Origin of the sequence: Shewanella sp. c952, assembly GCF_019654975.1 — a bacterium.
Lineage (GTDB): Bacteria > Pseudomonadota > Gammaproteobacteria > Enterobacterales > Shewanellaceae > Shewanella.
Genome location: NZ_BPEW01000017.1, coordinates 13,754 through 35,242, shown reverse-complemented (window position 1 = coordinate 35,242; position 21,489 = coordinate 13,754). Strand labels below are relative to the sequence as shown.

Below are 21,489 nucleotides of genomic sequence, written 5' to 3'. Positions count from 1 at the left end.
ACGGCTCTGCGAATTGATTAATCATTGCTTCACCCCTTGTAAAACATCATTAAAATCTCGTGTGATTGTTTTCATGACCTGCATGACTTTATCGGCATATTTTGGGTCGGTTGCGTAACCCGCATCTTGCAGCGACTGTACAAACGCGCCTGGATTGGCCGCCTTTTTCATCGCATCTTGGTAGCGCTCGCTGTTAGAAACAAACGATACAAAGTCATTAAAGCTCTGGCCGATATCCTCATAAACGCGAAAATCTGCTTTTTGCTTGACCGCCACTCCCTGCTCATACTCAAGGGTGCTAACTTGTGCTTTATCACCTTGCCAGCGGTTATCAGCCTTAATATTGAATAGATTATTGCTTTGTTGACCGCCCGCGCCTTTCACCATCTTCTGGCCCCAACCGGTTTCCAATGCTGATTGAGCAATTAGCACCTCTGGTGTTGTACCGAGCTCTTTGGCAGCTTTCTCTGCATGAGGATAAAGCCGACTTACGAATTCATCTTGGCTAGTAAAATCAGCTTGTGATTTATCAGCAGTTAATGCCGCCGACGGCAATACCTTGCCACTTAATAGAGAGTCTAAGGTTTGCGGTGCTATCGTTGCATTTGCCGATGAATCAACAGGTACTGCAGTAACAGTGCGAGTGTTTGGCATTTGCATCGCATGTGGATTATCAAGCGTGAAAGCATTCGATTTTGCTGAGCTGTTGCTGTCGCCTCTTAATACGGACGCTGGCGTCATAGGACTGTTAGCAGGGTCGAGTTGTTGCACCATTAAATCAGCTAAACCCAGCATGCCTTCACCAGACAGATTGAGCGACATCTGTTGATCGTGCATCTGCTCGTAAAACTTGGTGTATTGGCTGTTCATTGGGCTGTCGGATTCAAACACCGCATTGGCATCGCGCATACTAGTCATCAGCATCTGTACAAAAATACCTTCGAACTGTTGTGCTACTTCTTTTAGCGCACTATTTTCGCCATTCCGGGCTTTGGATCTGAGTGAGTCCAACCCTCCCAGATCCAAAAATTGCGATGCATTCGACAGCTTATCCATGACTACTTCCCACTCAAACCGACAATTTTTAGATTATTATCAGTTCTCCATGCAAAGCCCCTGCCATCTTTAACGCTTCCAGTATTGCTAACACATCTGATGGCGCAGCACCCACTAGGTTAACTGCCCGTACTAGCTCGTCTAGCGTTGTACCAGGGTTAAACATAAACATGCGGCTATCATCTTCAGAAACATCGATAGTACTGTCGGTTGTGACGACGGTTTGACCACCTGCAAACGGATTTGGCTGCGAAACCTGCGTGGCTTCTGCAATCGTCACAGTTAGACCACCATGAGTCACGGCTGCTGGCAGTAATTTGACGTTTTGGCCAACAACAATGGTGCCAGTGCGTGAATTAACAATCACCTTTGCCGACTCCGAAGCTGGTTCCACTTCGATATTTTCCAGTGTTGCAAGGAAAGACACTCGCTGAGACACGTCGCGCGGTGCGCTTACTTGTACAGATGCGGCATCGAGTGGCCGCGCCATCCCAGGACCTAATAGGTCATTGATAGCATCAGATAATCTTTTTGCCGTTGAAAAGTCTGCCCGGCGTAAGTTGAAGGTAAGGTAATCACCGGTTGAAAATGGTGTGGCTACCGTACGCTCGATAATGGCACCGTTTGGAATACGGCCAACTGTAGGTGTATTTTGAATCACTTTAGAGCCATCTTGCCCCTCAGCACTGAAACCACTCACCACCATGCTGCCCTGAGCAATCGCATAGACGTTACCGTCAACACCTTTCAGAAACGTTTGTAGCAACATACCGCCGCGTAAGCTCTTAGCTTCACCCAAACTTGAAACCGAAACATCTAGTGTTTGACCGGGTTTAATAAACGGTGGCATATTGGCACTAACCGCTACTACCGCGACATTCTTAATTTTAGGTCTGAAATTATCAGGCAAGTTAATGCCAAAGTTCTTCAGCATCGTTTTGAAGGTTTGTTCGGTATAACGGGTTTTTTCACCTGTTCCGGGTAAACCAACCACTAAGCCATAACCTATCAACTGGTTACTTCGCACCCCTTGAACATTGGCAATGTCCTTGATGCGCTGTGCATGTACCGGTGATGCAATCACTAAAATTGCACACAGTAATGCCAGTTTAAGTTTCATCATGAAAAGTCCTTAGCTCAGTTAACTCGCTTAAAATTGCTCAACAGCTGCCCTACTCGGCGGTGAAGTACTACAGTCCGCGCAGTACGTTAATACTTATTGTTAGAAAATCTAAAACGGCCACCAACTACCCATAAAGAATGAGCTTAGCCAACCGACTTTTTGAACCTCTGCAAAGGTTCCAGTGCCACTATATTGAATACGTGCATTAGCAACACGAGGAGAGTCAATGGTGTTATCTGGGCGAATATCTTGAGCTCGCACAATACCGGTAATACGCACAAATTCGTCACCGTTGTTGATACTTATCCATTTCTCGCCGCGAATAACCAAGTTGCCATTATTGAGCACCTGCATCACGTTGGCAGAGATACTGCCCGACAAGCTATTGCTTTGGTCGGCATCAGACTCGCGCTTGGTGTTCATGCTGTCTTTGTAACGCAGGTCGATAGGGTTGCCACCAATAGTGACATTTCCACCACCAGCATAAATGGGGTCAAGTGACAGGTCAGTGCCTTTTTTAATCTCGTTATTGGCGCTCTTTTTAGCTTGAGTCGATTCCATTAGCATTACGGTAATAATATCGCCAACTTTCAATGCCTTAATATCTGAATAAAGGCTAGAGGCTTGGCTGTCTTGATACATTGACCCAGTAGCGGCAATTTTCGTAGGCGGCGCTTCAGGGTAAACAGGCGCATAATAAGGATCGTCTGCAATCGGCTTTTCATTGGTTGAACTACAACCTGATAGCGCGGCTATAACGAGTAAAATCCAGTAACGACTCATAAAAACTCTCTTAATATTACGGGCAAATCGAATGCCAAAACCCTTGAAAAAAACCTAACGAGCGAGTTGCTGTGCCACTCAATTAGCCTTAGGCCTATAAATTCTGATTCACGTACGACAGCATTTGATCGACTGCCGAGATAACCTTGGAGTTCATCTCGTAAATACGCTGGCTCTCAATAAGATTGACCAGCTCTTCGGTAACATTCACGTTTGAGGTTTCAAGCGCCCCTTGGCGAATTGCGCCCATGCCGTCAAGTGAGGCAGTACCTTGAATAGGCGTGCCACTTGCACCGGTTTCCATGTAGAGGTTTTGCCCCATTGGATCCAGACCAGCAGGGTTAATAAAGTCTGACATCGCTAGCTGTCCAACCACTTGGTTCTCAGCATTGCCCGGTGTCTTTACCGAGACTTCCCCCTCTGCCGACACCGTAATACTAGAGGCGTCATCTGGGATAGTAATGGCTGGTTGCACCACGTACCCCGAACCAGGAGTGACTATTTGGCCAGTATCATCGAGACTAAACTGACCAGTACGAGTATATGCTGCGGTGCCATCTGGCATTTGAACTTCAAAAAAGCCTGGACCTTCAACCATCAAATCAAGCGAATTGTCAGTAGTTAGCATGTTGCCTTGAGTAAAGACTTTTTGCGTTGCTACCACTTGGGTACCCGCACCAATATTCAAACCGTTTGGCAGCTTGGTATTTGATGCACTCACCCCACCCGCTTGGTTAACGTTTTGATACAGGAGATCTTCAAATACTGCACGGCTCTTTTTAAAGCCAACAGTACTGGCGTTAGCAACGTTATTTGAAATAACAGAAATATCAGTCTGCTGTGCGTCTAAACCTGTCTTACTTATCCATAAAGCGGGATGCATATTCTATCTCCTAGCTAATGCGCATTAATGAAGCGGAAGCTTTATCAATTTCTTCAGCTGTTTTCATCATTTTGACTTGCATCTCAAACTGACGTTGAATGTCAATCATCGATACCATCTCGTGTACAGCATTGACGTTGCTGCCTTCAACTGCGCCACTCAGTAAGCCAACGGAAAGATCGGCTACAGCAGGTTCACCCGACATCTGACGGAACAATCCATCTTTGCCGCGCATTAGATTTTCATTACCTGGATTGACCAATTTAATGCGGCCAACCTCTTCAATGACCTCAGCGGTTGCCCCTGTTGGACGAACAGAGACGATGCCATCTTGAGATATTTCAATTTTTTCGATTGGAAGGGGTAACACGATAGGTCCGTTGTCACCCATTAACGGTGTGCCTTTATCGTTACGGAGTACACCAGTGGTATCGAAACTCAAGCTACCAGAACGTGTATAAGCTTCGCCGCCATCATCAGCTTGAACCGCAATCCAGCCATCACCTTTAACGGCAATATCCAGATCTCGGCCAGTGGTCTTGATTGGGCCATTAGCAAAATCTGCTGACGGACTCTCTGTCATAGCGAACACACGTGTTGGCAGGCCCTCACCAAAGGCTTGCATTGAACGCGCTTGAGCGAGATCAGATTTAAAACCATCAGTGTTAGCATTTGCCAAATTGTTGGCACTAATAGCCAACGAATTCATATTCTGTTTCGCGCCGCTCATAGCGACATAGAGTAACTTGTCCACGTAACGCTCCGTCAAACTTCCGTCTAACGTATTAATTAGCAAGCATCGTGCCAGAAATTGAATTTATAAATTGAGTATAAATAGAAAGGCTTACGAATATGGCGGTCAATGATGAGGAGAGAGAGGAAACACGTTGCCGCTGCGGCAACGTGTTTTACTTTATCGCAGTTAAAAACCGGGATAGAGGCTTTATTGATTAGCGGATCTGTAAGACGGTTTGTTGCAACGTATTATTGACTTCCAGTGTACGAGAGTTAGCTTGGAAGTTACGTTGCGCCGAGATCAAATCAACAAGTTCAGTGGTTAAGTCCACGTTTGATTGTTCAAGTGCCGATGAACGAATACTACCAAAGGTACCACTGTTAGCTTCACCTGCTAATGCAGGACCAGAATCAAGGCTTGCTTTCCAAGAGGTGTTGCCTGCTTGTGATAAACCTTGTTCATTTGCAAAACGGACCAATGCTACACGAGCTAGTGGTACTGTTGAACCATTACTGTAGCTTGCGTTAATCAGGCCATCTGCGCCCACTTCAACGTTCGTTAATCGCCCAACAGTCGTACCGTCTTGAGTCAGTTCAGTCACTTCAAATGGTGAAGCATACTGAGTTGGATTATTAAAAGTTAGATTGAGTGTTTGCGAGCCATCAGCGCCTGGGCCGAGCACATTTGCGCCGCCAACACCAAGCGCTTCAGTTTGAATTGTCGCTGGATTACTACTTGTGTAAGCGCCTGTATCATTAAATGAAATAGCCGCGCCTTTCCAGCCACCTGCCGTTTCAGCACTTTTGTTGCCATCGACAAGGCCATCACCGCTAGTATCAACATCATAGGTTCCAGCCGCAGGGTCGACATTGACTTTTTTACCATCAACTGCATAAAACGCAACCCAGTTACTCTCGCCAGTATGCGCTGCATTAGGAGGGCGAACAAAGTAAGTCGTCATCACATGCGGCTCACCTAATGAGTCATACATGGTTACTGATGTTGAGTTATTGAATGTATCTGGGTCATCAGGATCAAAGTTTGCAGGGTCAAAGGTTTTATCACCCGCATTTAAGTTCATCTGCATGCCGATATTATCGGTTTTTACAGGGCTACCGGCAGTATCTGGAATTTGTACTGGTTGAGTCGTTGTTAAACTGACAGAGGTTGAATTGCCATCTTTATCAACTGGGAAGGTTTGCAGGAAATTACCTGCTGAGTCGACCATATAATTGTTCGAGTCAAATTTGAATGCGCCGGCACGGGTAAATGAGTGGTCTTGTGAACCCACTTCTGACGAAGTCACGAAGAATCCGCCACCGTTAATCGCCATATCAAGCGAGTTATTGGTGAACTGCAAACTCCCTTGATGGAACTGCTGCGCCACTTGACTGGTTGCAACACCGCCACCAACGGTTGTTTTGCTGTTCGCAAAAATAGAGCTGGCATAAACATCCGCAAATTCAGCGCGAGACTCTTTAAAACCGGTAGTGTTTACGTTAGCGATATTGTTTGCTGTTGTATTTAGATCTTTTTGCGCAGACGATATACCGCTCAAAGCAATGTTAAATGACATAGTTCACCTCAATCCTTGTTCAATTCGTTTTAAGAGCGGCTATACCCGCCTCTCTTATTAATATCTGTCGGGCGTTTACGATTCTGATACCGCTAATACATCACTAATCTTAATGCCACCCACACCACGCAAATTCAAAATTGCGCCGGTTGCCGCTGTACCTAATGATACGCTGGTCACGTGAGCGTAAGTTGAAACGGGTAACTCTTCACTTTTACCGTCAACGTTGCCGGTCACTTTAAGGGTATAACTACCTTCAGCAACCGGTTCGCCATTTTTACCCATACCATCCCAGGTAATGTCGACGTTGCCGCCGGCACTGCCGTCAACGGCAAAGGTTGAAATAAGTTGACCCGATTCATCTTCGACGCGAACCGTTAAGTCCTTAATCGATTCAGGTGTGCTGACAATAGCTTTTATATTGGGTTCATCAGCTGATACATAACCAGTATCCGATGGAATTAACACTTTTTGACCCACTAATCCCGAAGCCTGTAGCGCTTGGCTTGAGGTCGTTAACGCATTGAGATTAACAATCTCCTCGTTAAGCTTGCTGATGCCGTCAACGGTTGAAAACGATGCCATCTGCTGGATCATCTGGTCATTATCAACCGGTTTAAAGGGATCTTGCATCGACAACTGTTGACTCAATAACGAGAAGAAATCTTCTTGAGATAGCTCCTGACTATTAGGCTCAGGTATTGAGTTCTCTGCCGGCAATCGAAGGCTATCTAAGAAAGGATTACCCGTCGTAGATGTCTGCTCTGTCGACGCGCTACTTTGGGTCGTCGCCTGCGATGCTTGCGGCGTAACAGCTCCAGCCTGTTGTGGCTGACCCGTTGCCGATTGCGTGTTATTGAGCGGATTAATCAGGCTCAAAATTTACCTCCAGCTTTCACTGAGTTACTTGCCAATTCTAAGAGTTTGTTGAAGCATTGATTTTGCCGCTTCAGTCACTTGTACATTCATCTGATATGAGCGAGAGGCAGAGATCATATTGGCCATCTCCTCCATCACATTGACATTGGGCTTATAGATAAAGCCATCAGTGTCTGCCATTGGATGACCTGGCGAAAATTCTTTATTCAAAGGTAAGTCACTTTCAACAATACCTTTGACAGCCACAGATTGTGACGCGCTTTGATGCTGTTGCGCCTTGCTCATTTCAGCTTCGAAAATAGGATGACGTGCACGGTAGGTTTCACCCACACTGCTTGATACAGCATCGGCGTTAGCAATATTACTGGCCGTGGTATTGAGTCTGACCGATTGCGCAGACATGCCTGAACCTGCGACGTTAAAGATATTAAATAAACTCATAATTAATCGCCTCTAATCGCTTTTTTCATGCCTGAGAACTTACCGTCTAGAAAACCGAGAGACATTTGATATTCAAGCGCATTTTGCATAAACGCAGACTGTTCCTCTTGAATATCAACTGTGTTGCCATCACCAGTATCGGGTTGATTAGGCACACGGTAAGACACATTTTGCTGAGTTAATGCTGCCAAATCAAAATGCTTACCGTCGCTCTTAGCCATTGCTAAGCCCGACTGTCGTGACTGCGCTGAATTCATTGCTTTGGCAAAATCCACATCACGTGCTTTGTAGTTTGGTGTGTCGGCATTGGCAATATTTGAAGATAGGACTTCAGCACGTTGGGAACGCACGCCCAATGTGTATTGATGAACTCCTAATGCTTTATCAAAACTAATCGCCATAAAATTGCCTCCTCAGCTCGGTATCTGAAATAAAGCAATTGGTGTGCCAGATTAGTTAAAACAAGTAAAAATAGAGGTATATCTAGGATGCAGCGATGTCAAAAGGAAGGTTTTACAAGATAAGAGGGTGTCAAAATTGCGTTAAACGCCGTTGAAACACCCTGAGTGCAACAGCTTAACTGCGCTTTTGGTAATAGATCCCTGGGTTGCAACGGATCATGTCAAACTCTTCAGATAACCCAGCAATAGACTCCGAGGCACCTAGAAATAGAATACCATTTGGGTTTAATGCGGCAGCAAATTGCCGCAGTATTTTCCGCTTTGCCTCTGGCGAAAAATAGATCAATACGTTACGGCAAAAAATAATGTCAAACTTGCCGAGTAAAGTATAATTCTCAAGTAAGTTATGTGCTCTGAAGTTCACCAACTGCTTGACATTATTCTTAATCACCATGTTGCCTGAAGGCAAAGTATCAAAAAACTGACGTTTCCTTTCATCTGACAAGCCACGCCCTAACGCTAAATTGTCATACTCTGCTTTTTTACAGCGTTCTAGCATTGAAGGAGACAGATCTGTCGCCAGAATGCTTGCCCCACTCGGTAATTTACCGGGACGACGTTGCTGGTGCTCAAGAATGGTCATGCTTAACGAGTACGGCTCTTGCCCCGAGGAACATGCCGCCGACCAAATTTTAATCGGTCTACCCAGTCGGCTGTAATTTGGCAATAAAGTATTGGCCAGCAGCTCAAAAGGGTAACGGTCGCGAAACCATAAGGTTTCATTGGTGGTCATGGCATCAATCACTTCGGTGCGAAGTTGGCGCTCAGTCGGTTTCATCGAATGTTTTACCACATCCGACAAAGAAGGAAGATTATACTTGCCCATCAGCGGCGCCAATCGGCTGCGCACTAGGTATTGCTTGTTTTCACCTAGCACAATACCGCTATGCTGCTCTAGAAATAGCCTGAATTGATGGTACTCGTTTTCAGCAAGTGATTTATTCGGCACTCTAGTATCCTAAATATCTATAAAACAAAGCCACGCAGTAGCTGCAGCTTAACAACAATCGCAGGTTTATACATTAGCCCCCAAGGAAACACAAGCAGGAGTTGGCTCCCTTGGGCCTACGATACGTTGTAAGATCGCGGATTATAAGCTTAAGTGCTTGTTTACAGCCGCTGCTAGCTCATCTGGATTAAATTTCGCGATAAAATCATTAGCGCCTACTTTCTGAACCATAGCTTGGTTGAATACGCCGCTGAGCGAAGTATGTAACACAACTTTGATGTTTCTCAATTTAGGATCATCACGTATTTCTGCGGTTAAGGTATAGCCATCCATTTCTGGCATTTCAATATCTGAAATGATCAACGGGATCTCTGTAGAGACATCATCCAACTCAGCGGCCATCACCCGTAACTTGTCTAACGCCTCTTTACCATCTTTTGCGGTGTCGATTTGTAGATCGAGCGAGCTCAACGCACGAATAATCTGTTTACGTGCCACCGATGAATCATCTATCACCATGATGTGATGGTGCAGATCTCTATCAATAGTCAGTTTTTCATCAAGCTCTTTACTGATATTAGTGTTAACGGGCGAGATCTCATCTAAGATTTTTTCAACGTCTAAAATCTCTACCAGTTCGTTTTCTATCTCGGTAACGGCCGTTAAGTAAGAGCCGCGGCCAGCGCCTTGAGGTGGCGGCATGATGGCTTCCCAGTTCATATTGATAATACGCTCAACAGAACTGACCAAGAAGCCTTGCACACTGCGGTTGTACTCAGAGATGATAATAAAACAGTTCTCAATGTTCTCAATTGGGCGACCACCTGTGGCAGCACTTAAATCGATCACTGAAATTGTCATTCCGCGAACATGAGCAATGCCACGTACGTTTGAATTGAGCCTAGGTAAGCTGGTTAATGGAGGGCATTGCAACACCTCTTTTACCTTAAATACGTTAATGCCGAACCGTTGACGTCCATTAAGTTTAAATAACAATAACTCTAGTCGGTTCTGTCCAACCAATTGCGTTCGCTTATTTACTGATTCAAGAATGTTCGACATGAAAATTTGCCTTGTACTTATTTTTATCGATTAAATCTAAAAGATTCAATTTAGTTGAGTGACCACTTATTACGTTGATTTAGCGCATCGTTGCTGCCGATACTGATCAATATAATTAACACCTACATTTAGGCATGCTACTTGCTTAGTTTGTACAATCTGATTTTAGCGTTGCGATTTTAGTCAACTTTATGACACCCGACGATTTAATGAGTTCGCTACAGAAATTCTAAAATAACACGACTTAGGTGCATTCTAGCGAATCAAGCTGGTGTATTCATTATGAAAATAATTTTTTGGCTCTTTTTAACCGTATTATTTGTACCCATCGCCGCTATTGCAAATACAGATCAACTTGCTAGCGTACCTTCTATATCGACCATTTCTCGATTAGCTATAGCCGCAGTTGAAGAAAAAATAGAAGCGCCTGATAAAGCTAAGATAAATATCACCCCTCAGAGTCTCGATAGTCGAGTCAGCTTACCTAACTGCTACTTGCCGATTAAAGCTGAAATAGCCAGTGACCGTGCAATTAGACGTAATAACACCATTAAGGTCAGTTGCGACAGCCCAGATTTAAGTTACCCGTGGCAAATATTTTTATCGGTGAGAGTCGATATTCTCTACCCAGTGGTGGTGGCAAAATCCACCTTAGGTCCAGGCGACCTGCTATCAAGCAGTGATGTCGAAATCGATTATGTAGAGCAGACCACACTGCGCGGTCAACAATTTGACCAAATAGATCAAGTGGTAGGTGCGAGATTAAAGCGCCGTGTTGCGCCGCAGCAACCCATTTTCAATAACCACCTTTGCATTGTTTGTAAGGGAGATACAGTTTCTATATTCGCTCGCTCTGAAAACTTTGAAATTAAAACCGTTGGCGAAGCCTTACACGATGGTAATCTGGGCGACAAAATCCGTATTAAGAACACTCATTCGCAAAAAACATTGAATGCAAAAGTCACTGCTGTTGGCCAAGTTGAAGTAAGAATGTAAAATAATACTAAAGTTAACAGCTATCACGCCGATAGCATGTGTAAGAAAGTCTCTTTATTCAATGTTGGATACCAAAATGGCTATGGATATTAAACAAGTAAATAGCGCTGCAACAGCGCGTATTAACACCAGTAATGCGGGCAAAGGTTCTGCAGCACAAAGTGCCCCCGCAGCCCCCGCGCAAACTGCAGCAGCACAAAAAGCCGACTCTGTGTCAATTACGCCACAGGCTCAACAGCTCCAGAACGTACAGACGAAGATGGCTGATATGCCTGATATAGACCAAAAGAAAGTTGACGAAATTAAAGCTGCTATCGCTGAAGGTCGTTACAAAATCGATCCAGATAAACTTGCAACTAATATCGCAAACTTCGAGAATGATCTCAGCGATTTAAACTAAATGTCGCCGCTAAATGCGGATTAAGGCAAAACAGATAAGGCCATTATGACAAATTTATCTCATCTTTTAAGCTCACAACATACCGTGTTGACTGAGCTTAAAGCCGTTATCAGTCAAGAAAAGCAAGCATTACAGTCGCAAGATGCTGACACCTTGTTAGCGCTAGCGAGCACCAAAGCGAGCTTACTTGATAATTTAAAGCATAACGATGAGATGATAGCCGCACAGCCTGATAAAAGTATATTAGAGACCGATGCTACATTATCTCAGCAAGTTAGCGAAGCAAAGGGGTTGCTCGCTGAGTGCCAACAACTCAACGCTGAGAACGAATCTTTAATTGAATTGAGCCTAGCCAGCTTAAATCGCTTTTCTCAAGCACTGCAGGTCAGTCGAAGTTCTACCAGCCTCACCTATGATGGCAAAGGCCGCACCTCAAGTATTTCTAGCTTAGGTAACAATTTAAAAGCTTAAACACCTAAAGTATCGAAACAAAAAGCGAAGCTAATGCTTCGCTTTTTGGGTTCTAGCTGTAGCAAGCTAACCCAGCCGCTAGTTTTCCTTGTATCTAATTCCTATAAACGCGCGTTCTTGTCATCAGGCCCGCGGACGTTCTAATAAAAAGCTTGCGAACACCCTATCTTAAAAATAAGTGATCTCTTTCACTTTTTGAGAACGGTTCTGTTGCTGATATAACGCCCAAACCTGTTCAAAGTCCAACTCTAGCTCTGTGACATAGTGCTCACCGGCTGGATAACTCTTCACTACCCTTGCGCCCCGAATAACCCCAGAAACCGATGCTTTAATCTCATCACTCGATAACATCCAATCACTCATCTGGCTTGATGCAGTTAAGTGCTGACCATACACCTGCTCGGCGAGCTCTCGATAAGCAGCAATTTTAGAGGCTTGCATCGCCATAAGGACACGCTGCGCGGGATCATTCGAAGGCTGACTGTCTAATGTCGCATAACCAATCGCGGTTAATGTCGGAAAGGATTCGGGCGCTTCGGTCTCGTATTGCACATAGCGGTCTTGTGCTGCGCAACCAGCAAATATGCTCGCAATTAATAAGCTTGCAATGACTATTATCGCTCTCATCTATTTGGCTCCCCCAAGATTTACCGCTTTCTGGCCTGCATGTTCTGAGCGATACAATAAACCATTTTCAGACACGACTTTCTCTGAAGGGGTTAACATATCTGGCATCGCGGTTATTGGTACAAAGCTCTGAGCCACTGATATCACTCGATTGTTACTGACATCCACAATGCGGCTATAAACAACGACTCCCTCTTTACTTGGACTCATCGTTGACACCACCACATGCCTAACATCTATATTGGCGGGTAATTGCTGCCAATCGCGAGTCAGAATGAAATCGCCTTCCTGAGTCACTCGCAGTGTTTCCGCCACATTCATGTCGATCAAATTAAATTGATGATCATGTAATGCCGCGATTAGCCCTTGTTGATATTGCAGACCCAGCTCATTAGTGGTTACGAGATCGCTTAGCATGACCGGCGTAGCCACTAACAAAGGTTGAGTGGGCTTTAAGCTGTCATTTTGTCTTACCAACTCATTGACCATCTGCTGAGCCAAATGGTTAATTGACGACAAATGTGGCAAGCCATTGCCACTGGCAAGAGCTTGTTCGTCAGTCGCTTCTTCCTGCGTCATCGCGCAGCCAAGCAGCATTAACAATGGTAGCAAGCTTAATATCTTATACATCGTTGTATTCCTGTCTTTCAGAAACCCAAATTGGCCTAAAAGCATATCCAAAAGAATATGATTATCTAATGCTGTTATCGGCGTACAGCTGAATAACTTTACGGCTAAATGTGCTGCCACAGATTTATAAAAGGCACGATTATTGCTTAATTCTAGACATATCAATACGACTGTCATTTTGCCGGCATTAATTGCCCCTCTCATTACAGCAAACAGTCACCCTTTTATTCGTTGCTCTGCAGCGTAAAGACCTGGAAAATTAATATGAAACTTGGCTCACTTATTATCACTAACATTATTTTAGCCTGCACACTTTTTATCACCTCCCCCGTGCAAGCACAGTGGATCCAGGCCAGTGGCCAGGCCAAGATCATTGACAACAACTTAGTCAAAGCACGCCAAGAGGCCATTGAACAAGCAGTCAGTTACGCCACTTTAAAATCTGGCGCACGCTTTTCAAGTGAACAAACGGTTATAAATGGCCAACTGGTCAACGATAGCTTTACCCTCAGCCACAATGCACAGAGCCAACAAGTAGAGATGGTGAGTGAGCAAGTAGAGGACGGTTACATTACGGTTAATGTTCGGATAGATATGATTGAGCCATTCGAACAAGCCTGTGAAAACAGTAAACTAAAAGCCTCTATTTTGGTGCCGCAAGCATTAATTAAAGACCGAGCACAATTGAGATATGGCAACTTAGGCTTATTCGAACAAAACTTGTCAGAGCAATTGGCACAGACTATTGAAAACCACTCCAGCAGCAGCTTTACTCACCTTCATGCCAACGAACGTTTAGATGTTGATCAAGCACTCGTCGATGTTCGCGGCTATAGACTACCAAGTTGGTTAGGCGAAATCACTGATAGCCAATATATTTTACTACCTGAAATTATCGATATCTCCCCCGAGCAATCTACTCGCACCTTTGGCTTATGGGAAAATGATCCAATGCGCGTGTTCCAGTTTAGGTTATCACTATTCCATGCCATTAGTGGTGAGAAGGTTTGGAGTAAACAGTATAGCCAAACCGCAGAGTGGGAGTTTTCATTACAGCAAACCGTCAACTCTAATAGCGACCAATTTTGGCGATCTGAGTACGGTGAAATGATAAAGGGTGTGTTAGTCGAAGCTAGCGAAGATATAGACAGTACGCTAAATTGCCGCCCGCTATTAGGACAAGTCATTGCCAGACAGGCCAACAGAGTGATCCTTAACCTTGGACGTCGTAATGGCATTCGAGTCGGCGACACGATGCAACTGGTACTGCAACAGAATATGCCCGATAGACTCGAAAATATGCGCGCGGTAGCGGGTAAGAGTAAAGCCACCATCACTATCGACCAAGTGACCGAAGAAAGCGCAACAGCAGTGCTCAAAGGTGTGAGCGCATCACTGAACATTCAGCTCAATGATCTAGTGATAAAACTCTAACCGATTAAAAACCAAGCAGATAAAGCCAAAGAGTTTTCATACACTCTTTCTATCTAGAGTAAAACCAGTATAATCACTGGCGTCTCCCTATAGCTCAACAGGATAGAGCAGTCGCCTCCTAAGCGATCGATCGGGGTTCGAGTCCCTGTGGGGAGACCATATACAGCTTTTGTATATGCAATTAAAAAACAGTAAATATCAGTTTTTCACTAAAAGCTGTAATTCCTGTTAGCTATTTCGTCTATTGCTTTACTTTCATCTTTAGCTACCTTCCAGCCATTTATCAGTCAAAGCGACTAAACTTAACACTATGTCCCCCAAATAGAGTAAAGATCTCAAGCTTGATATTTACCTATAAAAAAACCTCCAAGTGGAGGTTTTATTCTCTTTAGGGATAATCTCTACTGGAACTATTAAAGCCAATAGCGACTAACTAGATAGACATCGTTAAAGAGTATTTTTCTTTCTATCGATTTCAAGCAAGGCCAGCATCAGTTCCTTCTCTTTAGGCGACAGTGACTGCACCGCTTTTTTGACATTCTTTTGGTAACGATCCAAAGTCACTTTATCATTGGCAATCGCCGCATCAAGAGTTTGTTCGTACTTACTCAGCAGGCCATTTAACTTTTCGGCATTTTTCATATTAGTCATGTGAGCACTGTAGGCTAGATATAAAACGGCAGCTAGCGTCAGTAGGCTAAACACATCAAATTCAAAAGAGAAGCGCTTGCTCTTAGTTTCCGTGGTCATAGTTATTGTTCCGTAATCATTGAAAGTTTAATTTTTATCATTTCAGCTTGCTTTGCTGCATCGCTTATTGCTTGATGCTCTCGCGCATTAAAAAATTGAATGCTGGCAAATAGAACACCGACCATAAACAGCAGCACTAAATTCTTCGTCAGCCACTCTATAATCTTATTAGAAATACTCTTTATCATAGGACAGCCTTACATTTAGGAAGCTCTTGGTAATCGAAAAAATTGACATTAATCGAGTCACTGATCATCTGTGCATCAACAACACCGAGCACAAAACAGCGGTACTTTTTGTTGCGCTCTAATTCAAGCAAAATCAGATTATTCTGCCCTTTCTTATTTAAGGTATTGAGCAGTGCTAAAGTGGATGCTTTGCTATTAAGGTACGCAGTCATATTCAATTCAAGCTTCTGCATTAATGACTGTTTACCGATATTGCCTTGGCTCAGTTGTAACCAATATTGTGGATCGTCATAGTTAGAGGAGAACTCTTCAACCAACCCTTTGACATCTGGTTTATAGAAAAACTTTTGATCGGCTAGCAACCCAATGTCAGAATTTTGCATGAAATTAGGCATATTAACGGCAGCCACTTTTTCATTCTCTAACCGAACGCCCATATATGCACCTACGTTCATGTCTTGTTTTAGCACGGTAATATTAGTGTCGAAAGGTTTAATCACCTCGCCAAAACCAAAGTATTTAGGCAAGAATGACAGCCAGTTATAGGCAAAGTCATCATAGCTTCTTAATAGATGCTCGTCATGATCAGCGATAACCTCAGTTGGCATATCTTCAGTGTTGTCTGCTTGAGATGGTGGCTGGTATTTAATGACTTTACCGACTAACCTAACAACCTTAAGACCACGGTAGGTTTGGAAAATACCATTTTCAATATCAAGTACATAACCAAAGCCGACAGTGAAAAACTTATCGAAAGGGTCAACCGTGCTGAATGCTTTTGCGAAATTGCCCATCATAGTGTGGTAGGCATTTTTATTCGCGATCGAGGCGCCTACAGGCAAGGCAAATGCCAATATACCGGCGAGCATTGCCAGCGTTAAATACCCCTTATTCTTAGGCCATAGATACACAGCAAGCTTAATAAACAGCAAAAATATAGCTATTAAGCTCGCCGCTATACTCATAGGCGGAATAACCGCTAGCTTAACGGCATCTTTTCCTAGCATGAACATGCTCCCACCAGGCGAAAATGCCGCAGTGGCCGCTGTAGAGGTCACCATTTTAATAAAGGAGATATTGTCCTGCTTGTTGAGCCATAATTTCTTATATTTACTCTCAGAAATACTGGGGCTAAATTCTGCTAAATAGTAACTCCCAAGGGTTTTCTGGGCGTATTGGGTTACTTGTGGCAAACGAGCAAAACCCACTCGATCTAAACGAGGTTTAGCCACTGCAAAGCGAGAGTTTTTACGGTACTCAGCCCAAAGCGCTTTAGCACGGCCCTTGTACTTAGCTTCAATCGCCTGATGCAAGGCTCTTTCATTATTAAAACTCCAGTTATCAGCAACCTTAACGCCCTGCTCTTTAAATTGAGAGACTGCGATTTTTAATGCCTGAGATGACCGGTTGTATTCCTCATACTCCATATCTTCTGGAATACCGTATACGCGGTGAATATAGTTGATACGGCCACGCTCAAACATTGCCATGAGGTAGTATTTCGACTTCAACATTTTGGCGACAGTAATATCATCAGCAGTCAAATAAACGCCGAACGATTCACCCGTGTCATATTTAAGCGTCGTTAGGTACTGTGCAAAATCAACTTTAAGTTGCCGGCGGCATGCTGAATTACAGTTTGAGCTAAAATAGTCATCTTTGATTGAGCTATAACCCTTTCTAATCGCGTTAGTGGAGTCCTCTGCGACCTCTTTTTTATAGTTATCGGCATCTAGCAATGCCTGTGAGTAGCTCTTCCAATGATTATTTATTTTGTTGTTGGCTTTATTTTGTAAAGTAACTCGCTCTCGCTCAATCAACGAGTAGTTATTCTCTTTCTTTAGCGCCTCAAGGTAGCCTTTGCTCGCCTTTTGGTAACTTGCCAACTCCTGTTTATAGGTACGGTCAAACTGCCGAATTCGAGGAATAGCGTCTTTAATGAAATACTCCTCTTGGCGGTTAAGCAAGAACTGATCAGCCATGTTCTCTAAGTTAGATTCGATCAACTGATTAAATCCGCGAGAAAAATAAGCCAAAGATGGAATAAGCGCCACCATCAAATCTCTACGTTTCGGGTCGCTAACAATTTCATCAAACTGCGGGAATCCGTCAATGGCGACGGTTTCTGCTAAATACGCCTCTTTATAGACAATGGCTCGCACTGCGCCCAATTTCTTCTCATTTGAAGTTGTATCGACAATGCCATCGACCGCAATCCTTAAACAAGGGATAATTAACGCCCAAACAACCACAAGCAACAACGGACGAAAAAAACCGTTTATAAGTCGAGCTGTTTTAGGTGTTAACGCTGTATTTTCTGTTACTTTCTGGCTTTTATCACGAATAAGTAAATTAAACTGTTTGGCTGGAATAAAGGTGGCAACAGCCAGTGCTAAACCAAAACCAGACAGGGTTCGACCAAACAACTCTAGCCGCTCTGCCGTAATTAGATGTTCCCCAAAAACAGCCTGGATCGGCTGAGCATACATATCAATCAATAAGATGTTTAGCGATAACTCTAAACAGACATAAACGATAAATAGACCGAGCAACATCCAGATTTTTGCATGATTTGAAAACTTACTTTGCTTCATTTCTGTTTCTTCATAATGTATTTTTTCGTCGTGATGACCGTGTCGCCATCTTGTTGTCTGTCTATGCAGTATTGATAATTTTCATCGCCTTTCTTTAGCAAACTGCAGCGATTACTCAACGGTTTGTTACCCACACGGTAACTCAGTTGCTGGTTATTAATGCTGAGATATTGGCCTTGGCTGAGCAGCTGTTGCTGCTCAGATAAACGGTTAAAGTCGGCATTAGTTGGCAAAACACTGGCCAGTAAAACTGCATCGACTTTAAGTGGCGCTGCAGTTACGTTTTGCGTTGGCGACAAAATGGCATGCTTATTAGCTTGCATACAGGCAATTAGCGGTTGGGAATCCACAACGATGGCTGTCGGGTCTGCAACATCAAAACTATCCATGGTCATTAGCATACGCTTACGCGCATCTGAGGTTTGATTCGTCGCGGCGATAAAACCATAGGATTGCGAGGGGGTTGTAGATAGTGGCTCAACAGCTAAGTTATTCACTAATGCAAGTTGATGTTTCGCGACGACAAATTGTAGTCTATGACCTAAGAAAAGCGATTTGGCGGTTTGCACTAAATCAGTCAAGCTGGAGCTATCAAGACCGGGTTCAGGCCTAATAACGATGGTGTCTTGTCGCATCATTTTAGGCATTAGGCTTGCAGCGACTTCGGTCAGATCTTGTTGGTTGCTGACCGCTGAGAAGTCATTGTCCGTGTCGACCACCAGCCAGCGATGATCCACTCGCGCGACATCGATATAGAAGCCTGACAGTAGATCTTGATGTTTGCCTACATACTGAGGAAATGAGGCTTGAGTGACACGATAGAAAAGCGCAGCATTACAAACACTCTGATTAATAGGTAATATTTGGCCCGCATCAGTTACGCTCAAATTTCTATACTTTAGCGCTTTTTGTAAGTCCTTATATTGGGAAAGGTGACTGGCATGAGCAGATATAGATCCGCTTACTGCAATAGCGCTGGTGTATTGATCAGGCCTTTTATCGACCGCACAGCCCCAGAGTATAAATATGAGCAGGCCGTATAGCCCAACCGTCCTTAGTAACAACACAAAAAATCCCTCTTTAGTTTTATGTTGGCAAAGTAATACACCTCCTAAAGAATTGCAACGAATAGTAATAAAATTAGTGCGTTAAGTATAGAAACTGTGCACTAGTGAACAGGTAAATAACAAATGACCGACAAAGGGCGATTGACTAAACTGATGATGACTAAAACGATAGCAATCATCAATAAAGTGCCACAACGAGGGTGGCACTTTATTGTAGTTAGTGTTTTAATTTTAAACGTCGAGAATAGCCGTTACCCTTGGCTAACAGTTGATTTTAAATTGTGCGGTTAACGCACTTAGCTGCTTTGATAGCTGATCAATATGTTCGCTTGCCGCCGCAACTTGCTCAGAACCCGCTGCATTTTGCGCCGCAGTGTCATTAATCGCCGTGATACTCTGGCTTATCTCTTGGGCCGCTAATGATTGTTGGCTCGTGGCAGTTGCGATCTGCTCCGCATTGGCTGAGATACTTAGCATCTCCTCCATTGCAAGTTGGATAGACTCTTTACTGCTGATAGCCGCTTTGATCGTCTTTTGCGTGTGTTCGCTGCTCTGCTTCATCACCGCGACGGCATTTTGTGTATCTAGCTGAAGTTGTGCAATCATCTCTTCGATATCGGTAGTAGAGAGCTGTGTTTTCTGCGCTAATTGACGCACTTCATCGGCAACAACAGCAAAGCCTCGTCCCTGCTCTCCAGCCCTAGCAGCTTCAATTGCTGCATTAAGTGCTAATAGATTAGTTTGCTCAGAGATCCCTCGAATGACCTCTAAGATAGAGCCAATGCCTTGGCTTTTTGATTCAATATCTGCAATCACTTCCGTGGCGGTCCCCACCTCATCCACTAACTCATGTAGCTCTTCAATCGTATTGCTAACATTGTGGCTGGCAAGCTTTGATGTCTCAGTGGCGTTATTTGACAAGTCAGCCACTGAACGAGCATTTTCAGATACACTTTCGATAGTTTCTGACATTTCATACATAGCAGATGAGACCGTTTCAATGCTCGCTTGCTGCTCTTGTAAGCTAGCGCTGGCTTGCACACTGGTGCTACTGGTTTGCTCAGCAGCGCTTGATAACTCAGAAGTTACATGAGTCAAAGAGCCCATCATGCGAGTCAAGCTCTGCGTCATTGAAACCATCGACGCGTATACGCCAGTATGGTTAGAGTTGCTATTAAAGTGAGTCGTCAAGTCACCCTCAGCAATTTTTCGGGTTAATGATTCCATCTCTACAGGCTCACCCCCTATTGGTTTAAGTATCGATTTAGCAATAAAAAAAGTCACCAATATGATCCCGACAACAGTTAGTAAACAGATAATAGTGATTATTGTTTGCAGGTAATTTAGCGCAGCAAAGGCTTCCGACTCATCAATCTCTGCCAGTAACACCCAAGATAAGTCTAGAAACTCCACTGGAGTGTAAGATGATAAAACCGGATTACCGTTATAGTCGATAACGATATCGGTACTCGATTGGCCTCTAATGCCCGCGCTAACCGCTTCAGTTTGCACGCCATTATTTCGGACGTTCCCCGCGAAACTGGCCACGACAGAGTGTCCGATAGGATCTAAGAAGGAGTCTGAACGCATCTTGAAGTCATCGCCAACAACGTAGGTTTCACCGGTTTGTCCCATCCCCTGACGAAATTGCATAATTTGGTTTATTTTTTCTATGGATAGCTGCAGAGCAATGACCCCAATCACCCTGCCGTTAACCTCGATAGGTTCGGCGATAAAGCTCGCGGGTTCATCATTACTGGGGGCATAAGCCGCAAAATCTTCTATTTCAACCTTTTGACTCAAGCTCACCTTTTGGAATAATCGTCCTAAACCTGAGTTTCTATAAGGCCCTGTCTTTAAGTTTGTTTTATAGTCAGCTTCTTTTGCGACGCTATAAAATATCTCACCAGTTTCATCAATAATAAATAGATCGTAATAGTTGTACTCTTTGATAAAAGACGCAAAGAAGTCATGCTTTAGCTGGGCTAACAACTCAGGTCTCAACTCCGAATCGAGCTTTAAGTTATCCGACCATACTGTGTTAATTAAAGAAAGATCTTTCTGAGTTTGCAGGAAGTATTCTTCCAGCTGGTTTTTCTTGATTTCTCTCATTGAAGTTAACTGATCGTAAGCTTGCTCTTCAATACTGCCGCTAGCGATATACAAAGCAAAAAAAGCAATGATGGCAGCGGGAACCATCCCCAATACAATAAACGAATATAGTAATTTGTATTTTAGTGTCATAGACGTATTTTTAATTATCCCTTTTTAATCAATTGATTTTCATGTAAATAAAAGTACATGGAAAGCAAAATAATAATGTGCAATACGACAGGAACACATTTTGCACATTATATCCAATGAAGCAGTATTGTAACTTGTG

The 21,489-nt window shown here is 43.8% G+C and carries 22 protein-coding genes and 1 tRNA gene; 5 read left to right on the top strand and 18 right to left on the bottom strand.

Annotated features, from left to right (window positions below; all coding sequences use genetic code 11):
* Positions 1-21: 21 nt before the first annotated feature.
* From flgJ to K5R16_RS12530, 11 genes are all read right to left on the bottom strand, one after another.
* Entirely contained in the window at positions 22-1,056 is a 1,035-nt protein-coding gene (gene flgJ, locus K5R16_RS12580; protein WP_220737912.1) for a flagellar assembly peptidoglycan hydrolase FlgJ, read from the bottom strand.
* A 28-nt stretch (positions 1,057-1,084) separates the two neighbouring features.
* The gene (locus K5R16_RS12575) at positions 1,085-2,176 is read right to left on the bottom strand and encodes a flagellar basal body P-ring protein FlgI (RefSeq protein ID WP_220737963.1); all 1,092 of its coding nucleotides are present in this window, start codon (positions 2,174-2,176) and stop codon (positions 1,085-1,087) included.
* A 111-nt stretch (positions 2,177-2,287) separates the two neighbouring features.
* Positions 2,288-2,962 carry a flagellar basal body L-ring protein FlgH gene (flgH, locus tag K5R16_RS12570; RefSeq protein WP_220737911.1) on the bottom strand — a complete coding sequence of 225 codons (675 nt, stop codon included), beginning with the start codon at positions 2,960-2,962 and terminating at the stop codon, positions 2,288-2,290.
* Between the two features lie 94 nt (positions 2,963-3,056).
* A complete protein-coding gene (flgG, locus tag K5R16_RS12565) occupies positions 3,057-3,845 on the bottom strand; it encodes a flagellar basal-body rod protein FlgG (protein WP_220737910.1) in 789 nt (262 codons plus the stop codon).
* A 10-nt stretch (positions 3,846-3,855) separates the two neighbouring features.
* Positions 3,856-4,599: a flagellar basal-body rod protein FlgF gene (flgF, locus tag K5R16_RS12560; protein ID WP_220737909.1), complete on the bottom strand. Its 744-nt coding sequence runs from the start codon at positions 4,597-4,599 to the stop codon at positions 3,856-3,858.
* A 196-nt stretch (positions 4,600-4,795) separates the two neighbouring features.
* Entirely contained in the window at positions 4,796-6,157 is a 1,362-nt protein-coding gene (gene flgE / locus K5R16_RS12555) for a flagellar hook protein FlgE (protein WP_220737908.1), read from the bottom strand.
* A gap of 75 nt (positions 6,158-6,232) precedes the next feature.
* On the bottom strand, positions 6,233-7,036 hold the full coding sequence (flgD, locus tag K5R16_RS12550) for a flagellar hook assembly protein FlgD (protein ID WP_220737907.1): 804 nt from the start codon (positions 7,034-7,036) through the stop codon (positions 6,233-6,235).
* A 24-nt stretch (positions 7,037-7,060) separates the two neighbouring features.
* Positions 7,061-7,477 carry a flagellar basal body rod protein FlgC gene (flgC, locus tag K5R16_RS12545; RefSeq protein ID WP_220737906.1) on the bottom strand — a complete coding sequence of 139 codons (417 nt, stop codon included), beginning with the start codon at positions 7,475-7,477 and terminating at the stop codon, positions 7,061-7,063.
* A 2-nt stretch (positions 7,478-7,479) separates the two neighbouring features.
* Positions 7,480-7,878, bottom strand: coding sequence for a flagellar basal body rod protein FlgB (gene flgB / locus K5R16_RS12540; protein ID WP_220737905.1), 399 nt, complete (start codon positions 7,876-7,878; stop codon positions 7,480-7,482).
* A 175-nt stretch (positions 7,879-8,053) separates the two neighbouring features.
* Positions 8,054-8,887, bottom strand: a complete 834-nt coding sequence (locus K5R16_RS12535) for a protein-glutamate O-methyltransferase CheR (RefSeq protein WP_220737904.1) — start codon at positions 8,885-8,887, stop codon at positions 8,054-8,056.
* A 141-nt stretch (positions 8,888-9,028) separates the two neighbouring features.
* A complete protein-coding gene (locus K5R16_RS12530) occupies positions 9,029-9,949 on the bottom strand; it encodes a chemotaxis protein CheV (RefSeq protein ID WP_220737903.1) in 921 nt (306 codons plus the stop codon).
* A gap of 282 nt (positions 9,950-10,231) precedes the next feature.
* Between K5R16_RS12530 and flgA the strand changes: the two genes are divergently transcribed.
* From flgA to K5R16_RS12515, 3 genes are all read left to right on the top strand, one after another.
* Positions 10,232-10,945: a flagellar basal body P-ring formation chaperone FlgA gene (gene flgA / locus K5R16_RS12525; protein ID WP_220737902.1), complete on the top strand. Its 714-nt coding sequence runs from the start codon at positions 10,232-10,234 to the stop codon at positions 10,943-10,945.
* A 76-nt stretch (positions 10,946-11,021) separates the two neighbouring features.
* Positions 11,022-11,345: a flagellar biosynthesis anti-sigma factor FlgM gene (flgM, locus tag K5R16_RS12520; protein ID WP_220737901.1), complete on the top strand. Its 324-nt coding sequence runs from the start codon at positions 11,022-11,024 to the stop codon at positions 11,343-11,345.
* 45 nt (positions 11,346-11,390) lie between these two features.
* Positions 11,391-11,816 carry a flagella synthesis protein FlgN gene (locus tag K5R16_RS12515; RefSeq protein ID WP_220737900.1) on the top strand — a complete coding sequence of 142 codons (426 nt, stop codon included), beginning with the start codon at positions 11,391-11,393 and terminating at the stop codon, positions 11,814-11,816.
* A gap of 168 nt (positions 11,817-11,984) precedes the next feature.
* On the opposite strand, the gene K5R16_RS12510 is transcribed toward K5R16_RS12515, so the two are convergent.
* On the bottom strand, positions 11,985-12,443 hold the full coding sequence (locus K5R16_RS12510; protein WP_220737899.1) for an LPP20 family lipoprotein: 459 nt from the start codon (positions 12,441-12,443) through the stop codon (positions 11,985-11,987).
* Complete coding sequence (locus tag K5R16_RS12505; RefSeq protein ID WP_220737898.1) at positions 12,444-13,073, bottom strand: FlgO family outer membrane protein; 630 nt, start codon at positions 13,071-13,073, stop codon at positions 12,444-12,446.
* Positions 13,074-13,337: 264 nt separating this feature from the next.
* Here K5R16_RS12505 and K5R16_RS12500 point away from each other — a divergent pair, with 264 nt between their 5' ends.
* Together K5R16_RS12500 and K5R16_RS12495 are read left to right on the top strand one after the other, a co-directional pair.
* Positions 13,338-14,507 carry a flagellar assembly protein FlgT gene (locus K5R16_RS12500; RefSeq protein ID WP_220737897.1) on the top strand — a complete coding sequence of 390 codons (1,170 nt, stop codon included), beginning with the start codon at positions 13,338-13,340 and terminating at the stop codon, positions 14,505-14,507.
* 83 nt (positions 14,508-14,590) lie between these two features.
* Positions 14,591-14,666, top strand: a tRNA-Arg gene (locus K5R16_RS12495).
* A gap of 288 nt (positions 14,667-14,954) precedes the next feature.
* On the opposite strand, the gene K5R16_RS12490 is transcribed toward K5R16_RS12495, so the two are convergent.
* From K5R16_RS12490 to K5R16_RS12470, 5 genes are all read right to left on the bottom strand, one after another.
* Complete coding sequence (locus K5R16_RS12490) at positions 14,955-15,257, bottom strand: hypothetical protein (protein ID WP_220737896.1); 303 nt, start codon at positions 15,255-15,257, stop codon at positions 14,955-14,957.
* 2 nt (positions 15,258-15,259) lie between these two features.
* Positions 15,260-15,445 carry a hypothetical protein gene (locus tag K5R16_RS12485; protein WP_220737895.1) on the bottom strand — a complete coding sequence of 62 codons (186 nt, stop codon included), beginning with the start codon at positions 15,443-15,445 and terminating at the stop codon, positions 15,260-15,262.
* Positions 15,442-18,039, bottom strand: coding sequence for a hypothetical protein (locus tag K5R16_RS12480; RefSeq protein ID WP_220737894.1), 2,598 nt, complete (start codon positions 18,037-18,039; stop codon positions 15,442-15,444). Before K5R16_RS12480 ends, K5R16_RS12485 begins: the two co-directional genes overlap by 4 nt.
* Positions 18,036-18,926 (bottom strand): hypothetical protein, encoded by an 891-nt coding sequence (locus tag K5R16_RS12475; protein WP_220737893.1) that lies wholly within the window; start codon positions 18,924-18,926, stop codon positions 18,036-18,038. The genes K5R16_RS12480 and K5R16_RS12475 overlap by 4 nt, the downstream gene beginning before the upstream one ends.
* Before the next feature lie 441 nt (positions 18,927-19,367).
* Positions 19,368-21,350, bottom strand: a complete 1,983-nt coding sequence (locus K5R16_RS12470) for a methyl-accepting chemotaxis protein (RefSeq protein ID WP_220737892.1) — start codon at positions 21,348-21,350, stop codon at positions 19,368-19,370.
* Positions 21,351-21,489: the final 139 nt, after the last annotated feature.

What these genes read in the sequence shown, in the direction of transcription:
- flgJ (WP_220737912.1), bottom strand. Translation starts at nt 1,056, where the DNA reads ATGGATAAGCTGTCGAATGCATCGCAATTTTTGGATCTGGGAGGGTTG.
- K5R16_RS12575 (WP_220737963.1), bottom strand. Translation starts at nt 2,176, where the DNA reads ATGAAACTTAAACTGGCATTACTGTGTGCAATTTTAGTGATTGCATCA.
- flgH (WP_220737911.1), bottom strand. Translation starts at nt 2,962, where the DNA reads ATGAGTCGTTACTGGATTTTACTCGTTATAGCCGCGCTATCAGGTTGT.
- flgG (WP_220737910.1), bottom strand. Translation starts at nt 3,845, where the DNA reads ATGCATCCCGCTTTATGGATAAGTAAGACAGGTTTAGACGCACAGCAG.
- flgE (WP_220737908.1), bottom strand. Translation starts at nt 6,157, where the DNA reads ATGTCATTTAACATTGCTTTGAGCGGTATATCGTCTGCGCAAAAAGAT.
- flgC (WP_220737906.1), bottom strand. Translation starts at nt 7,477, where the DNA reads ATGAGTTTATTTAATATCTTTAACGTCGCAGGTTCAGGCATGTCTGCG.
- flgB (WP_220737905.1), bottom strand. Translation starts at nt 7,878, where the DNA reads ATGGCGATTAGTTTTGATAAAGCATTAGGAGTTCATCAATACACATTG.
- K5R16_RS12530 (WP_220737903.1), bottom strand. Translation starts at nt 9,949, where the DNA reads ATGTCGAACATTCTTGAATCAGTAAATAAGCGAACGCAATTGGTTGGA.
- flgA (WP_220737902.1), top strand. Translation starts at nt 10,232, where the DNA reads ATGAAAATAATTTTTTGGCTCTTTTTAACCGTATTATTTGTACCCATC.
- flgM (WP_220737901.1), top strand. Translation starts at nt 11,022, where the DNA reads ATGGCTATGGATATTAAACAAGTAAATAGCGCTGCAACAGCGCGTATT.
- K5R16_RS12515 (WP_220737900.1), top strand. Translation starts at nt 11,391, where the DNA reads ATGACAAATTTATCTCATCTTTTAAGCTCACAACATACCGTGTTGACT.
- K5R16_RS12510 (WP_220737899.1), bottom strand. Translation starts at nt 12,443, where the DNA reads ATGAGAGCGATAATAGTCATTGCAAGCTTATTAATTGCGAGCATATTT.
- K5R16_RS12505 (WP_220737898.1), bottom strand. Translation starts at nt 13,073, where the DNA reads ATGTATAAGATATTAAGCTTGCTACCATTGTTAATGCTGCTTGGCTGC.
- K5R16_RS12500 (WP_220737897.1), top strand. Translation starts at nt 13,338, where the DNA reads ATGAAACTTGGCTCACTTATTATCACTAACATTATTTTAGCCTGCACA.
- K5R16_RS12490 (WP_220737896.1), bottom strand. Translation starts at nt 15,257, where the DNA reads ATGACCACGGAAACTAAGAGCAAGCGCTTCTCTTTTGAATTTGATGTG.
- K5R16_RS12485 (WP_220737895.1), bottom strand. Translation starts at nt 15,445, where the DNA reads ATGATAAAGAGTATTTCTAATAAGATTATAGAGTGGCTGACGAAGAAT.
- K5R16_RS12480 (WP_220737894.1), bottom strand. Translation starts at nt 18,039, where the DNA reads ATGAAGCAAAGTAAGTTTTCAAATCATGCAAAAATCTGGATGTTGCTC.
- K5R16_RS12470 (WP_220737892.1), bottom strand. Translation starts at nt 21,350, where the DNA reads ATGACACTAAAATACAAATTACTATATTCGTTTATTGTATTGGGGATG.